The following is a 15,873-nucleotide window of genomic DNA, read 5'->3' on the forward strand; positions in this document are numbered from 1 at the left end:
GTCAGCCCGCCACCCTGCGCGTACCTCATACAGACGGCATACCGCCGGGATCATCAACTGTCAGCCCCCACGACACCCCGCTTTGAAGGTCAGTAAGCTTGTTCTTTAACCTTCGGCGTCGAACGGTATCTGGGGTTGGGTCGCTCGCCTGGGCGTTCACCGGACGTCGAAGCGGCTCTCGTCTGCCTTGTGGTCTGACCAGGGTGCGCCAGTCAAAACGAAGCCCTGGGGTCTTGGGGTCATCGTGCTGGGTCCAGTAGCGATCTGGCGGGCGGCACTGTTCGGCACCAGCTCCCCGCTTGGGGCGGATCCAAGCAGCACTCGTGTCGCCGTTCCGTGAACCGTGACCCCCTATCGGTCGATGAAAAGTGACCCCTTCCGTGATCAAGTGATCAGTCTGGCTCCATGGGAGTCAGGTGGAAGAGGTGATCGGTGTGGAGGACTGGGCTGAGATCCGGCGGCTCCACCGTGCGCAGGGCATGTCGATCAAGGGGATCGCGCGGCATCTGGGGATCGCTCGGAACACCGTGCGGCGGGCTGTGGCCAGCGATGATCCGCCGAAGTACCGGCGGGCGCCGAGGGGCTCGATCGTGGACGCGGTGGAGCCGGCGATCCGCGAGCTGCTGGCCCAGTACCCGCGGATGCCCGCCACGGTGATCGCCGAGCGTATCGGCTGGGAACGGTCGTTGTCGGTGCTGAAGCGGCGGGTGCGGGAACTGCGGCCGGTCTATCTGCCGGCGGATCCGGTCTCGCGGACGGCGTATCAGCCCGGCGAGCTGGCCCAGTGTGACCTGTGGTTCCCGCCTGCGGACCGCCACCCGCGCCGGCCTGGCGCCCGAGTCCCGGCTGGAGGCAACTGCCGCTGTTCGGGCAGGTCCCGCGTGATTACGGCCGGCTCGACCCGGCCGCCGCCGATCTGACCAGCCCGTGGCTGGCCTGGGCGAAGTACCTCGCCTACCAACTCGCCGAGGCGCGGGGCTGGAAACGCGGCATCCGCATTGCCGTCAACCGCGGCCTGGCCATCGTGCTCACCGAGTACGTCGAGGGTGACGTCATCCGTTACAGCGAGATTTTCACCCCGCTCAGGGCCCTCGATCTGAGGTTCGGACACACGGCCACGGTCCTTGAGGAGATGGGGATCTTCCTGGACGACAGCGAGCCTTCCTTCGAACGCTGGCTCGCCGAGCGCCTGGATGGCCTCGCCCCCGGCATCGCGGCGGAGGCCGAGCGCTGGATCCGGGTTCTGCATGACGGCGGCCCCCGCAGCCTGCCCCGGCAACAGAGCACGGTCTGGCTCTACCTCAACGGGGCCCGCCCGGCACTGCTGGGCTGGTCGGACCGCTACGACCATCTGCGGGAGGTGACCCGCGAGGACGTCCTCACCCACCTCAAGACCTTGCACGGCCACCACCGCCGGGACCAACTCGGCGCCCTGCGCTCGCTGTTCACCTGGGCCAAGCGGTCCGGCCTGATCTTCCGCAACCCCACCGGTGGCATCAAGGTCGGCCAGAACGAGTACAGCGTGCTCCAGCCGCTCGCGCCCAGCCAGATCGATCGCTCCGTCGCAGCCGCCGCCACTCCCGCCGCGCGCCTGATCCTCGCCCTCGCCGCGGTTCACGCTGCCCGGGTCGCCCAGATAGGCACCCTCATGCTCGACGACCTCGACATCGGCAACCGCCGGCTGACCATCGCCGGCCGCGTCCGCCCGCTCGACGACCTCACCATGAAACTGCTGCTGGACTGGCTGGAGCACCGGCGGAGCCGGTGGCCGAACACCGCGAACCTTCACCTGCTGATCAACAACCAGACCGCTACCAAGACCAGTCGCGCCAGCAACCATTGGATCAGCGCCGCGATGCGCGGGCAGGATGCGACGCTGGAACGGCTCCGCATCGACCGTCAACTCGAAGAAGCCCTCGTCCACGGTCCCGACGCGCTCCACCTCGCCGAGGTCTTCGGCATGGCCGACAAGACCGCGATCCGCTACGCGGACTCCGCACGGGCCCTTCTGGAACAGGCCGCCGAGCAGCCACCGCAGTGAAACCCGCTCGACCTGGTCACCTCCGTGAAGAGATCCTTGGGCATGGAGTTCCTCTGTTACCACCGCGACCGGCCCGGCTCCCTGCCGCTACGCTACGAGCTGTTGGAAGAGCATTGGTCATATATGGACCAGTACGCGAAAGAGATGATCGCCCGGGGCCCGACCCTCGCCGACGACGGCGACACACCCACCGGAAGCGTGCACATCGTGGACCTGCCCGATCCCGTCGCCGCCCGCGCGTTCGCCTTCGAGGAGCCCGGCTACCAAGCCGGCGTCTACCGGGACGTGCTGCTGCGACGGTGGCGCAACACTCTGGGGCGCACCATGTGGGACTTCCCCGGCGGTCGGACCGGCGGCAACCGCTACCTGGTGGTCGGCCTCGGCACGGGGCAGGCCGCCGACCTCGCGGTGCCGCCCGACCGGGACGAGCTGATCGCCTACGGGCCACTGCTGTCCGACAACGGCGCAACCTGGCTGGGCACGGCTGCGTTGGTCCGGGCGCCGGACCCGGACACGGCACGCGCCATCCTGACCCCGGACCGGTACGCCGACATTGAGGTGCACAACTGGCAGTTCGGCGGGCGGCCGTCATGACCCCTGGACGTCCAGGCCGACGTCACCGCCGAAGCCCTTTGGATCGCACAGCATCCTCGTGTTTCACGCGAACCCACGGATGCATAGGCATGACGCACACCGGTGGACCCGTGGGTTCACGCTGAAGGGCCTTCAGTTTCCCTGAACGCACGGGGATCTCCGGCCTTGGGGACCAACCGAACAGCCATTAGCGCTAAGTACTTGATCTTGGTCGCCTAGCACACGTGATCGGCTCGCCGGGGGTGTTCGGCGGAAGATCCACGTTCGTTCGCCGTGGCTGGTTACGTCCGCGATATGCCCGTGGAATTTTTGACTGATGAGCAGGCCACCGCGTTCGGAGCGTTCACGGATGAGCCGACGAGACCTGAGCTGGCACGGTTCTTCTTCCTCGATGACGAGGACCGGAAGCTGATCGCGAAGCGACGGGGTGACCACAATCGCCTCGGCTTCGCTCTCCAGATGTGCACGGTGAGGTACATCGGGCTGTTCCTGGAGGACCCCCTGGTCGTGCCGTGGCCGGTGGTGGAGCACCTGGCCGCACAGCTGGAGATCGAGGATGCCTCTCAGATCAAGCGGTACACCGAGCGGCAGATGACGGCGTACGAGCAGGCGTGGGAGATACGTGAGGCGTACAGCTACCAACTGTACGAGGACCACGCTCAGGGCCGGAAGTTCCGGGCGTTCCTGCACGGGCGGGCGTGGACGGCGCACGCCGAGGGGCCGAAGGCCCTGTTCGATCACTCGGTGGGCTGGCTGCGCCGCAACCGGGTGCTGCTGCCCGGGGTGAGCGTGCTGGCCCGGCAGGTCGCCGAGGTCCGCAGGATGGCGGAGGAACGGCTGCACGCTACGGTTGCCAAGGAAGTCCGGCGGGCGGATGCTGCGCTGTCCGGGGACCTGGTGGCCACGCTGAAGACGCCGGAGGGCAAGCGGTATTCGGAGCTGGAGCGGATGCGCCGGCCGCCGACGCGGACCACGGGCACGGCGATGAAGGGCGCATTGCAGCGGGTCGAGGACATCGCCGCCTTCCAGCTGGGGCGGGTGAAGCTGGACAAGATCCCGCCGAACCGGCTGTCCGCGCTGGCCCGCTACGGGCTGGGCACCAAGGCGGCGAAGCTGGAGAGGTCCTCGGAGCCGAAGCGCACGGCGATGCTCACCGCGGTGATGCGTCATCTGGAGGCGAAGGCGATCGACGACGCGCTGGACTTGTTCGAGATCCTGATGACGACCCGGTTGATCAGTGCCGCGAAGCGGTCCACGGACAAGGAGCGCCTGTCGACGCTGCCGCAGTTGGAGAAGGCGTCGCGGCTGGTGGCGAGGGCGGCGGCGGTGTTCATCGAGGAGCTGGAGCTCATCTAGCAGACCGGCTGCGACGTCGATGTGGCCGCGCTGTGGGCGGCGCTGGAGGAGGTGGCGCCCCGGGCGGCGCTGTCGAGCGCGGCGGTCACGGTGGTGAGCCTGGTGCCGGAGGGCGATGACACGGCCGAGGCCGCGCTGCGGGGCGCGCTGGCGCTGCGCTACAACACGGTCAAGCCGTTCCTGTCCTTGCTGGGTGAGTCGAAGGCGCTGGATGCGGCGCCCGCCGGCAGGCGGATTCTGACCGGGGTGCAGCGGCTCCCGGCGCTGTCGCGGCGGAAGGTGGGCGAGAAGCCTTTGTTGCCGCGTGAGGTCGACGAGAAGCTGGTGCCGGCGCACTGGCGCAAGGCGGTGTACGCGAACGCTGACCTGCCGCAGGGGGCGGTGGACCGCGACGCGTACGTGGTGTGCGTGCTGGAACAGCTCTTCGGGGCTCTCCGGCGACGTGACGTCTTCGCCTCTCCCTCGCACCGTTGGGCCGACCCGCGGGCCCGCCTGCTAGCGGGCAAGAGGTGGGAGGCGGTGCGCGAGGACGTCCTGGCGGGCCTGAGCCTGGATGAGGACGCCGAAGCACACCTGGGGGAGCTGACGGCGGTCCTGGACGCGACGTGGAGGCAGATGGCTGAGCGGCTGGAGGAGGCCGGCGCGGACGCGAAGATCAGCATCGAGGTGCAGCCGAACGGCCGGGCGAAGCTGAACGTGGAGAAGCTCCACGCGCTCGGTGAGCCGAAGACTTTGAAGTGGCTGCGCGAACGCGTCGAGAAGATGCTCCCGAAGATCGACCTGCCGGACCTGCTGTTCGAGGTGCACGGCTGGACGGGGTTCCTGGACGCTTTCGTGCACCTGGGCGACGGCAAGACGCGGATGAAGGACCTGACGACGTCGATGGTCGCGCTGCTGGTCTCGGAGGCGTGCAACATCGGTATGACGCCGGTCATCAACCCGGGATACGAGGCACTGACCCGCTCCCGGCTGGTTCACGTCGACCAGTACTACTTGCGGGCCGACACCATCGCCGCGGCGAACGCGGCCCTGATCGAGGCCCAGGCGAAGGTGCCGATCGTGCAGTTCTGGGGCAAGGGCCTGCTGGCCTCCGTCGACGGCCTGCGTTTCGTCGTGCCCACGCGGACGATCAACGCCGCGCCGTCGCCGAAGTACTTCGCGAAGAAGAAGGGCATCACCTGGCTGAACGCGATCAATGACCAGGTGATCGGCATCGGGCAGATGGTGGTGCCCGGCACCCCGCGTGACTCCCTGTTCATCCTGGACGCGCTGCTGAACCTGGACGGCGGGGTGAAGCCGGAGATGGTCGCCACCGACAACGCCTCCTACTCCGACATGGTGTTCGGCATCTTCAAGATGCTCGGCTACCGGTTCTCCCCGCGCTTCAAGGACCTCGAAGACCAGCGGTTCTGGAAGGCCCAGATGCCCGGCGCCGAGGCGGCGGGCGGGTACGGGCCGCTGGAGGCCATCGCCCGCAACAAGGTGAACGTGAAGAAGGTGATCACGCACTGGCCGGACATGCTGCGGGTGGCCGGCTCCCTGGTCACCAACCAGGTCAGGGCGTATGACCTGCTGCGGATGTTCGGCCGCGAGGGCCACCCGACCCCGCTGGGGCAGGCGTTCGCCGAGTACGGGCGGATCGCCAAGACCCTGCACCTGCTCGCCGTCGTCGACCCCATGGACGACACCTACCGGCGCCAGATGCACAAGCAGCTCACCGTCCAGGAGTCCCGCCACAAGCTGGCCCGCGAGATCTGCCACGGCAAGAAGGGCACCATCCACCAGGCATACCGGGACGGGATGGAAGATCAGTTGGGATCGCTGGGTCTCGTTCTGAACGCCGTGGTGCTCTGGACGACGAGGTACATCGACGCCGCCGTGGCCCAGCTCCGCGCCGAGGGCCATGAGATCCGCGACGAGGACGTGGCCCGGCTCTCCCCGCTCAAGCACAAGAATCTGAACGTCCTGGGCCGCTACAGCTTCACCGCCTCCCAGCCGGTCGACGGACTGCGCCCGCTGCGCGATCCGGAAGCCGTCGACCTCGACGATGACGACGACGGCCAGGACGGGTGAGCCCGGTAGGCGGGGCGGCTTCGGCATCATGAGGGCCATGGACGACGTCGAGCTCACCGAGGACGAGATCAACGACCTTCCGCGTTATCTAGGGGTACAGGTGTGTTCGCACAGGTCAGGGCAGTGGTTCGCCTGTCAGGTATGTAAGGCAGGCGGTAGGAAGCGTTACGACCGTGACGCTTCCTGGCCCCGTCCGACTACCTGGCCGACGACCCACCGTTCCCTTGATTCAGACGTCGTCGTTACACCCGTCGGGCGGTGTGCTACAGCCCCACGCCTTTCGGGTACGCGCCGCGCAGGTCCACTTTGCGCAGGTCCGCTCCGCGCGCGTCCACGTCGTACAGGTGCGCTCCGCGCAGGTCCACGTCGTCCAGGGTCGCGTCGCGCAGGTTCGCATCATTCAGGCCCGCTCCGCGCAGGTCCGTGTCGTGCAGGACCGCGTTGCGCAGGTCCGCACGAAGCAGGCGCGCTCCGCGCAGGTCCGAGACTTCCAGGCGCGCGTGGCGCAGGTCCGCTCCGTCCAGGTTCGCTCCGCGCAGGTTCGCGTCGAACAGGTTCGCTCCGCGCAGGTCCGCGCCGTCCAGGCGGGCGTCGCGCAGGTCCGCGCTGCCCAGGGTCGCTCCGCGCAGGTCCGCGCCGTGGAGGTCGACGAGGGCAGTGTCGTCCTGGTCCTGGTTGCGGGTGGCGAGCGCTGTGACAGCGGCCTGGATGTCGCTGTCCAGTTCTCTGCCGGGGGTGGGCTTCTTGGGCTTGGCCGCGTGACTGCGGATGTAGGTGGACAGGACGTTGACGATGGCGGGCTGGTCGCGGGGGGAGTCCTCCATGATGCGCTGCAGAGCGTAGATGCCGCCGAGGCGGACTTCGAGGGAGTCGTCGCCGATGTTGCCGACGGCGGCGTTGTACCGGTCGGTGACTTGTCCTTCGCGGGTGAGGACGTGCTCGTTATTGACCTGCTGAATCGACAGCCAGGTGAAGGCGATCACGGCGAGGGTGCCCAGGGCGGCAAGGGTGCCGGCGGCCTGCTGGATGCGCGTCCACCGGTCCGCTGGTGCGTGGACGGCCGGTTGCCTGACAGCGGGAGATACGGGTGCGGGGGCGCGGCGGCGCCGGCCTGGGGAGCGGGAGCCGATCGGAGCGGCAGCGCGGCGGGGCGTGGTACGGATGCGACGAGCGGCGCGGCCGGAGCGGCGGCGCGGTGTGGTGGCCATAAAGACGTTGATACGGGCGGCGGACGGCCGGTGCGCCGGGTACTGCGAAGTTGTAACGGTGAGTTGGGGGCTGGGGTCGGCTAGTCCGGAGGTGCCGGTGCGGGATCCCGAAAGCGCAGGGAGATCGGCGCGGCGTGCTCCTGCTGGCGGTGCGTCCACACCGTCGGCACCAGGAACCGTCCGGGGCGGAGGCCAGCACGTCGGCCCGCCAGGACCCGTCCGGCGTCCGTACCTCCAGCTCGGCGTGGGCGCCCGCGTCGCGCGCGGCCCAGGCGAGTTCGAGCTTGAGGAGGTGGTGGGCCTCCGATTCCCCCTCGCGCGCGATCTCGCAGTCCGGGGCGTGCGGGGCGTGGGCGAAGAACCGCATCCCCGCCCGGGACGTCTTCGCGTACATCGGGTGCCGGCACTCCACGCAGGCGATCGGCGCGCGCGGCTTCACCTTCCACACCGCCTCCCACGCCTGCCCGCAGCCGAGATCACGGACGCACGGCCGGAACTCGATCACGACTCTCCTTCGGTCGAGCACAGGCCACAGCCACACACTGCGTCACTCTCACAAATGACCATCTGTGAGAGTTCCGAGAACGGCCCCCGGGTGATCACGTTTCCGCAGGTCGCCACTCGCAAAAGCCCTCTCGAAACCCGCACGTTGTGCGAGGCACTTCTGAGAGACTGCCTCCATGGATTTGACGCCCGATCAGGCCGCACTTGCGGTAGAACGTCACGACTGCCCGAACTGTGACGCGCCCGCCGGCAGCGCCTGCCGCACCCGGGGCGGGAAGACCGCCGCGAAGTACCACACCCCCCGCTTCGTCCTCGTCCCCGCGCTCCGCGAGGAACTTCAGATCCCCGTCCCCGCCGACCGGCTCCCGGGCCGCGCGTGGAAGCAGCAACCGGCTCTCGCCGTCGTCCCCGCGCCCCGCACCGAACGACCGGTGAGGATCGGGTATGCCAGGACGTCGACCGCCCGCCAGGAACTGGCGAGCCAGCTCGAAGCCCTCCACCGGGCCGAGTGCCACAAGGTCTTCAAGGAGCAGATCAGCACCCGCGTCAAGATCCGGCCCGAGCTGGAGAAGGCGCTCGCGCTGGCCCACCAGTTCAAGGAAGCCGCGCCCGAGACGCCGGTCATCTTTACGGTGCACGAGCTCAAGAGGCTGGCCAGGAACGCGGCCGAGCTGATGACGCTGTCCGCCGAGCTCCAGGCCGGCGGCATCCAGCTGGAACTCCTCACCGGGCCGCTCACCGGGATCTACGACCCCAAGGGCATGGGCGCGATGTTCTTCGCCGTGCTCGCCGTCGCCGGGCAGATCGAACGCAACTACATCCGGGAGAAGACCCTGGAGGGCCAGGTCATCGCGGCGTCCAAGGGCAACCACGGCGGACGGCCGAAGGTCATCGACGACGACATGCTCACCTTCGCCGTCGCACTCAAGGACAAGGGCGTGCCCGTCCCGGAGATCGCGAAGAAGCTCACCATCAAGGTCGGGAAGAACGCGGGCAAGTCCCCCTCGGTCGCCTCGCTCTACCGCGCGCTCGCCGAGGCCGAGGCCGCCGCGGTGGATGACGGCCTGCCGCTGCGGCCCAAGCCCGCCCGCATCCGCCGGCCCGAGGACGACCCGCTCACCCCCGAGGAGATCGACCTCCGCGAACGGCTCCAGTCCCAGCCCCACCCGAATGCCGCAGGTGCCTCCCGTGGATGACCTCGCCACCGTACGCGCGCAGGAGTACGCGAAGGTGTACGACGAACTCCTCGACGCCGCCACCCGGCTCGACATGCTGCGGCGCCTGGAAGGCGGGAGCATCGACGCCCACGCGACCGCCGCCATGCACGGGCTCCGGTTCGCCGCCACCATCCTCTGGCCAGCAGTCCCGAACACCCCGCCGCCCGGCTACCGTCAGGACAGCGAACGCCTGCTCCAGCTCGCCGCGAACTGGCGCGAGGCAGCACTGGAGCTCGGCGAGTTCGCCCCACAGCGCCCCGCCCTGCGACTCGTCTCCCCCTCCGAACCCGACGGGGAATATCCGACCGGAAAGAGGCGGTAAGCCACCCGGCACCGGGACAAGATCCACCTCAAGGACCAGCGGCGGTACGCCGCCGGCACCACCACAGGGGGAACCCGATCATGGGCAAGACGACGAAGAAGGCCAGGCAGGCACCGCTATCCGCCGACCGCGTCCGCGCGGGCTGGCAGGGCCCGGCCGGCACCCGAATCCGCCGGGCCTGCGGCCAGGACGTCGAGGCGGCGAACGCGCTGATGGCCACCACCGGCGACGGCGTCAGGATCATCCCGGTCCTGGCCGCCGCCATCGAGGACGGCTCGGCGTCCTCCGCCATGCTCGCCGGGCTCGGCGCAGCCAGTACGAACGCGTACCACGACGCCGCCGCCCGCACCTTCACCGACCGGCCCATGAACGAGGCCATGACCACCGTCTCCCTGACACTGGTCGCCACCGACGAGCAGGACCGCACCGTCGGCGTGCTCTCCGCCACCGCCCCCGGCACCCTCATCGACATGGCCATGAACAACGGCTACACGGCCGACAAGGCCATGGCACTGAGCCTGTTCGTCGCCAAGATCCACGGCCTGGCCGTCGCCGAACACGCCCGCGGCCAGGGCATCGCCGCCACCCTGCTCAAGCGGACCTGGCAGGTCCACCAGCAGCTCGGCTACATGCTGCTGTACGGCTCCTACGAAGCCGACCGCGACCTGGCGGACTTCTACACCCGCTGCGGCTGGACTCCCCATGCCCCCGGCGAGACCTTCCCCCTGGACCGCATCGCCCTGCCCTTCCGGCTCGGCGCCGGCGACGACCAGTGCGTCTTCACCCGCTGGCGCCCCCGACACTGACCAACGACGAGACCGGGACGGAGAATTCTGCTGATGCCGACCACGTGTGTGCGTCAGGATGCCGCTCATGGACCAGGGAATCGCCGCCTTAGCGGGCGCAGGAATCGGTGTCGTCGGATCGTTTGGAACGGCGGGGCTCGCCTACCTTGCTGCCGGGCGGCAGGCTCGCGACTGCGGGCGAATAGAACACGCGCAGAAGCTCAGAGAGGAACGGCGCGCGGCATACCGGCTGTTTCAGCAGGCAGCCGAGCCGATCGGCGATGCGTTGCACCGGGTCGGCTTTGGAGCAGTCGACGGACCCGCCAGCTCATTCCTGTTCACCAGCCGCAACCTGCGGCTCTCTGAACAGGAGATCAGCGATGCTGTCCGGGAACTGAGGAAGCTGCTGATCGAAATCCAGCTCAACGGTCCGGACGCTGCGGCGGCCGCGGCGCAGGAGGTTTACGTCTGCGGCCGCATCTTGAATGACGAGTTCCGTCTGCTTGTCGAACGCATCCGTCGCGCTTCGTGGCGCGGTCGGGCGGCGGAGGACGAGGAACGCCGTGACCTGGCTTTCCATGAGGTCCACGCCACGTTCGACGCGGGCAGGGATGCAGTCGCCCGCGTCTCCCGGTCCGTCGTGGAGGATCACGGACTTGAGGAACGTCGGCCGCGCCCAGGCCGACCATGATCGGTCTCAGCGCCAACCGCTGTACCGATGTTCCCCCGAGGCCGACCGACGAAGGCCACTGACCCACTACGCGACGAAGACCCCAGCAATCACCACGCTGGGGTCTTCGGCATCCATGATCAAATGCTTAGCGCTAATGGCTGTTCCACTGGTCCTACCGACGCCAATTGCATCGGATGCGAATACGCGACACCCCTCCTGGAGGTGGGTCCGGGATCGCGCGGAAACCACCCCCATCAGGGACGTTGGCCTCGGAAGCACGCTAGCGGTTGCGGCGCCGAGTGTCCGCGGGCCTCACTCCATCGAGCGATTGAACTGCGAAGACGCCCCCGAGTCGCATCTGATGCGAAATTCTCGCGTCAGATGCGATAGACGGAGAGTGATGGCAGATGGGTGGGGATGGCCTCGTTCCAGGATCTGCTCGGCTGCACCTGATCGACGGTCTGCCGTTGCTGCGGCCGGACGAGCAGGTCTTCGAGGCGATGATCAAGGGCTGGCGCAACCAGCAGCTCGCCCGGAATCTCTCGCCGGGATACGTCGGTGACCAGGAACGCACGATCCGGGCCTTCACCAGGCATGCCGATGCCATGCCGTGGCAGTGGACGCCGCAGCACGTCGACGAGTGGTCGGCAGATCTGCGGGCCGTGCACGGCTGCGTCCGCTCCACCTTGCGCAACTACCAGAGCTCCGTGCGCCAGTTCTGCGACTTCCTGACCAACCCCGCCTACGGCTGGGGCGACGAGTGCCTGCGGCACTTCGGGACCCACCCCGTCCAGGTGGTCTACGACTGGAACGCCGCGACACATGCCGATGAAGCTGAGGGGGAGCCGGAACGCCGGGCCTTCACCAGGCCCGAGTTGGAAGCGTTCTTCGACCATGCCGACGAGGAAGTCCTGCGCGTCCGCGGCAAGGGCCGCAAGGGCTGGTTGCCCGCCTTCCGCGACGCCGCCTTGTTCAAGACCGCGTACGCCTACGGCCTGCGCCGCAACGAGACCCGAATGTTGAATCTCACCGACTTCGGCCGCAACCCGGAGGGCCGGGAGTTCGGCGAGTACGGCACCCTGCTCGTCCGCTACGGCAAGGCCAAGAAGGGCTCGCCGCCCAAGCGTCGCAGCGTGCTGACCGTCTGGCACTGGACACCCGGTACCGTCGACGAATGGATCAGCGAGGTCCGGCCCGGGATGCGGCACTCGACCAGCCGGGCCCTCTGGCCCTCGGAGCGAGGCCCGCGAATCGGGCTCCAGCGGCTGGACTCCCGCTTCGCCGCCTACCGGGACGCCGTCGGCCTGGACCCCGCGCTGGAGTTCCACTCGCTGCGCAGGTCGTACATCACTCACCTGATCGAGGACGGCCACGACCCGCTGTTCGTCCAACAGCAGGTTGGCCATGACCACGCCTCCACCACCGCGATCTACACCTGCGTCTCCTCCGACTTCCGCACCCGCTCCCTGCGGCGCGTCCTGGACGCCACCGTCGAGGCCGCTCTGCGGCCGGGAAGGACCTCCTGATGCCACGCCAAATCAGTTACCGATGGCGCCTGCGCGAGCTGATGGCCGCCCGCGGCATGTTCACCGTCGCCGAGCTCATGCCGCACCTGATCGAACGCGGCATCACGCTGTCCTCCTCCCAGGTTCACCGCCTGGTCTCCGGCACGCCGGAGCGGCTGTCCCTGCCGGTGCTGGCCACCCTCTGCGACATCCTCGACTGCACGCCCGCCGACCTGATCGCCACCTCGGCCCAGAACCTCCCGGCCCGCCAGGCGGCCGGAGGGGAAGCGCCGATCAACCTGGCCGCCCGGCGACCCACGCGGGTCCGGTTGACGCCGGAGGGGTGAGCCGTGACGCCGGAGGAGTACGAGCGGTGGATGATCCGCGACTGCGCACGCTGCGGCCGTCGGGCCTCGAAGTCCGCCGAGTGGTCGGATGGGCCGATCTGCCGGACTTGTTACGACCGCGCCATGCGTGTCCGCGGCTGCTGCCCCGGCTGCCGAGCCGACCGGCTGCTGCCGGGCCGGGACGCGACCGGCACGCCGATCTGCCGCGACTGCGCGGGCATTGTCCGCGACTTCTTCTGCGACCGCTGCGGCTTCGAAGGGTTGCTCCTCGGCGGACGCCTCTGCGAACGCTGCACCCTTTCCGACACCCTCGGCCGACTCCTCGACGACGGCACAGGGCACGTTGCCGCTTCGCTGCAACCACTGGTCACCTCCCTGCTGGAGATGGACCGGCCCAAGAGCCGCCTGATCTGGCTCCGCAACCCCAATGTCGTCCGTCTCCTCCGGGGCCTGGCCGCCGGCAGCATCCCGCTCACCCACGACGGGCTGCACCAGGAAACACCCTGGCGAACCGTCGTCCACCTGCGTGACTTGCTGATGGACAGCGGTGTCCTGTCACGCGTCGACCGGCAGCTTCTGCTCTATCAGCGCTGGCTGGCCGAGCGGCTCGCCATCATCGAGGACCCCGCACACCGGCGGCTTCTTCAGCACTTCGCCACCTGGCACCAGATGCGGCGGCTGCGGAGCAAGGCGGAGAAGGGACCGCTGGGACGCTCCCAGACCAACCAGACGAAACAGGAGATCACCCAAGCCGGCGCATTCCTCACTCGGCTCGCCGACCGAGGCCGCACCATCGAACACTGCCAGCAGGCTGACCTCGATGCCTGGCACACCGAGAAGCTGGCCACCCGTCGCCCGGCCCAGACGTTCCTGCGCTGGTGCATGAAGACGGGCCGCATGCCCCGCCTCGCCCTGCCACCCCAGGTCGTCAACCAGGACCAAACACCCCTGCACCAGCACCACCGACTCGCCGTTCTTCGGCGGGTCCTCAACGACGATTCCCTGCCCCTACGGGCCCGGATCGCCGCCGCACTCGTTCTCCTCTACGCGCAACCCGTCACCCGCATCGTCCGCCTCACCGCGAACGACGTCATCGACGACGGGACCACCGTCACCGTCCGGCTGGGAGACCCTCCCTCCCCACTTCCGGAGCCCGTCGCTGACCTCATGCGGGCATACGTCCAGTCCTGCCAGCACCTGCCCTACGCCAGCAGCAGGAGCTCACAGTGGCTCTTCCCTGGACGCCAGCCCGGCCAGCCGATGAACCCGGTCAGCCTTCAAGTCCACTTGCGCGAGATCGGCGTCCCGCCGCAGCGCGGCAGGACCTCCGCAATCCGACAGCTCGTCCTCCAAGCCCCGGCCCCCGTCATCGCGAAGGCCCTCGGTTACCACGACAAGACAGCCACCCGCCTGGTCACCGAAGCCGGAGGAACCTGGAGCCGATACGCCCCCGGCGACCACACACGGTGAACCGCGACGACGCTCCCTCACTCAGGGAACGAAAAGCCCAGCTCGCGCAGGCGGGGCAAACACGCTGCGAGGCACTGCTCCACCGACGCGGCATCGGTTCGCGCAAGGACGTCCTCACGCAGCGGGGCCCCGCTGGCTACGAAGGTCCACGGCTTACGTTTCTCTGCCATCCGCTCGGCGTCAGCCTTGATCAGCACCGTTATGCCCTGTTCGGCCAACGCTTCCATGATCGCGACAACGTCCACCGGCGGTCTCCCCCTTTAGAAGTGCTTCGAACGCACCACCGGACGAACCTACCTGCTCAAGGCCGGACCCTGAACACGGTTCTCATCACCGAAAGTGACCAACTACGGCCATCCGGCCTGGAATACGCGACACCTCAACATGCGAGCCCACCAGTCCCAAGGCCGTACTCGTCCTCGTCTTCGTCCATCTCCGGCGCGTCCGGGTCACGCAGTGGGCGCAGGGCACCGGCGGCCGGGGGTGGAGGCGGTGAAATGCCGTGTCACTGCTTCGTCTCGCGGGCCCGTGTCCACTGGGCGGCCCGATATCGCGGCGGCTCGTTCTTGTTGCCCGGCCTTGGCGGGTTGAGGGTGCGCACCATGGCGCAGTCCGGGGTGAGCGTCATGGTGACCCTCTTGCCGGTCACGGTGATCGAGTCGCTGCCGATGTGTACTGTGCCCTTGCTCGGGGCGCGCAGAAGGACGTCCAGGACGCGATGCAGAGCCTCGCACCGGTTCTGCGGGGGGACATCGCGGAAGTATGTGCTGTTGAGTGCGTCCGCATGGAACACGACATGGGGCAGGCGGCCGACGCAGCGGATGCGGTCCTCGTCGGTGAGTGGACGCCGCGGGCGCGGCGGCGGCGCGGGGTTCCCACCGCGGTCGTACTGGCCTTGGGGCAGCTGCGGCCACTGGGTGGCGAGTTCGGCTGTACGGGCCTGGCGGTCGGCGGCCGCCTCCCGCTGTTCGCGCATCCGCTGCTCGTGGGCGGTCCGCCGTTCCGCCTTCTCCTTTTCCTGCCGGTGCCGTTCATCGATCTCCGTCAGCAGATCTTCGATCGGAACGTGGACCTCGTCGAACCAGGAGGTGGCTGGTCCCCGGTAGCCAATGACGTACCCGGTCGCCGGGTCCAGGAGGAAGGAATAGGGGGCTTCCCCGTCGGCCTTGTGGCTGCGGGCCCGCAGCATGGTGCCGCTTTGTTCCCGGGCGAGGCGGCCTGTGGAGAGGATGCGCTCCACGAGCTGGCGGACCTGCTGTTCGGCGGTCTCCTCGGAGACGATGTGCGTGGCCATGTACTCGCGCTGGGCGCTGCGCGTGATCCTGGCCGTACGAGCGAACTCCGCAGCCTCATCAAGGGAGAGGACGTTGACTGGCTGCCATCGTCCCGTCCTGTGGCGGTCGCCGGAGGCCTGGGGAGTCTCGCGCATGTCCAGCACCGTACCGGGACGGGACTGGGTGCATCTGACTACGACATTCGCGAGCCGACCAAGTCACCCTCCTGGTGATGCTCGTCAACGAGCCTGACGCGGTATTCCGATCGCGTGGGCACTCTTCGGCGCCTGGCGCTCGCCTCCGCTAACCTCGCGTCACTATTCGATGCAAGGGGTGCGCCAGTGCGTGATCGGCTCTACACGCTGACCGTGCAATTCGAGGAACCCTGCGAGTACGAGGCCGCAGCCGACTAGGGCCTGTGTGATGTCGTGATCAATCAGTCGCCTTCAGCAGGTCGTTGATCCAGATCATGGAGGCGCGGAGATAGAGGCCGGCGAGGTAGCT

12 protein-coding genes and 2 pseudogenes are annotated in these 15,873 nt (G+C 68.4%); 11 read left to right on the top strand and 3 right to left on the bottom strand.

The annotated features are described in order from the left end of the window. Window positions 1-425 precede the first annotated feature (425 nt). From ACWD0J_RS39175 to ACWD0J_RS39190, 4 genes and pseudogenes are all read left to right on the top strand, one after another. A pseudogene (locus ACWD0J_RS39175) lies at window positions 426-812 on the top strand (helix-turn-helix domain-containing protein); the annotation flags it as partial. Continuing rightward, entirely contained in the window at window positions 794-2,041 is a 1,248-nt protein-coding gene (locus ACWD0J_RS39180) for a hypothetical protein (RefSeq protein ID WP_451500643.1), read from the top strand. The pseudogene ACWD0J_RS39175 and the gene ACWD0J_RS39180, both read left to right, overlap by 19 nt. Before the next feature lie 42 nt (window positions 2,042-2,083). After that, on the top strand, window positions 2,084-2,635 hold the full coding sequence (locus tag ACWD0J_RS39185; RefSeq protein WP_451500644.1) for a YciI family protein: 552 nt from the start codon (window positions 2,084-2,086) through the stop codon (window positions 2,633-2,635). A 294-nt stretch (window positions 2,636-2,929) separates the two neighbouring features. After that, window positions 2,930-6,064 (top strand): annotated as a pseudogene (locus ACWD0J_RS39190) (Tn3 family transposase). A 263-nt stretch (window positions 6,065-6,327) separates the two neighbouring features. Here the strand turns inward: ACWD0J_RS39190 and ACWD0J_RS39195 are convergent. After that, window positions 6,328-7,272 carry a pentapeptide repeat-containing protein gene (locus ACWD0J_RS39195; RefSeq protein ID WP_451500645.1) on the bottom strand — a complete coding sequence of 315 codons (945 nt, stop codon included), beginning with the start codon at window positions 7,270-7,272 and terminating at the stop codon, window positions 6,328-6,330. Window positions 7,273-7,952: 680 nt separating this feature from the next. Here ACWD0J_RS39195 and ACWD0J_RS39200 point away from each other — a divergent pair. The 7 genes from ACWD0J_RS39200 to ACWD0J_RS39230 all read left to right on the top strand — a co-directional run bounded on the left by ACWD0J_RS39200 (window position 7,953) and on the right by ACWD0J_RS39230 (window position 14,095). After that, a complete protein-coding gene (locus ACWD0J_RS39200; protein ID WP_451500646.1) occupies window positions 7,953-8,972 on the top strand; it encodes a recombinase family protein in 1,020 nt (339 codons plus the stop codon). Next, window positions 8,965-9,315 carry a hypothetical protein gene (locus tag ACWD0J_RS39205; RefSeq protein ID WP_451500647.1) on the top strand — a complete coding sequence of 117 codons (351 nt, stop codon included), beginning with the start codon at window positions 8,965-8,967 and terminating at the stop codon, window positions 9,313-9,315. Before ACWD0J_RS39200 ends, ACWD0J_RS39205 begins: the two co-directional genes overlap by 8 nt. Window positions 9,316-9,395: 80 nt before the next feature. Then, window positions 9,396-10,121: a GNAT family N-acetyltransferase gene (locus tag ACWD0J_RS39210; protein ID WP_451500648.1), complete on the top strand. Its 726-nt coding sequence runs from the start codon at window positions 9,396-9,398 to the stop codon at window positions 10,119-10,121. Window positions 10,122-10,188: 67 nt separating this feature from the next. Then, a complete protein-coding gene (locus ACWD0J_RS39215; RefSeq protein ID WP_451500649.1) occupies window positions 10,189-10,791 on the top strand; it encodes a hypothetical protein in 603 nt (200 codons plus the stop codon). A 389-nt stretch (window positions 10,792-11,180) separates the two neighbouring features. Beyond that, window positions 11,181-12,299 (top strand): tyrosine-type recombinase/integrase, encoded by a 1,119-nt coding sequence (locus ACWD0J_RS39220; protein ID WP_451500650.1) that lies wholly within the window; start codon window positions 11,181-11,183, stop codon window positions 12,297-12,299. Then, the gene (locus ACWD0J_RS39225; RefSeq protein WP_451500651.1) at window positions 12,299-12,625 is read left to right on the top strand and encodes a helix-turn-helix domain-containing protein; all 327 of its coding nucleotides are present in this window, start codon (window positions 12,299-12,301) and stop codon (window positions 12,623-12,625) included. Before ACWD0J_RS39220 ends, ACWD0J_RS39225 begins: the two co-directional genes overlap by 1 nt. 123 nt (window positions 12,626-12,748) lie before the next feature. Continuing rightward, window positions 12,749-14,095, top strand: a complete 1,347-nt coding sequence (locus tag ACWD0J_RS39230; RefSeq protein WP_451500652.1) for a hypothetical protein — start codon at window positions 12,749-12,751, stop codon at window positions 14,093-14,095. Between the two features lie 17 nt (window positions 14,096-14,112). Here the strand turns inward: ACWD0J_RS39230 and ACWD0J_RS39235 are convergent, their stop codons facing one another. Both ACWD0J_RS39235 and ACWD0J_RS39240 read right to left on the bottom strand, forming a co-directional pair. Next, window positions 14,113-14,340, bottom strand: a complete 228-nt coding sequence (locus tag ACWD0J_RS39235) for a hypothetical protein (protein ID WP_451500653.1) — start codon at window positions 14,338-14,340, stop codon at window positions 14,113-14,115. A 260-nt stretch (window positions 14,341-14,600) separates the two neighbouring features. Next, window positions 14,601-15,524: a hypothetical protein gene (locus ACWD0J_RS39240; RefSeq protein ID WP_451500654.1), complete on the bottom strand. Its 924-nt coding sequence runs from the start codon at window positions 15,522-15,524 to the stop codon at window positions 14,601-14,603. Window positions 15,525-15,873 lie beyond the last annotated feature (349 nt).

The sequence above is a fragment of the Streptomyces sp. NPDC003011 genome, from assembly GCF_053591515.1.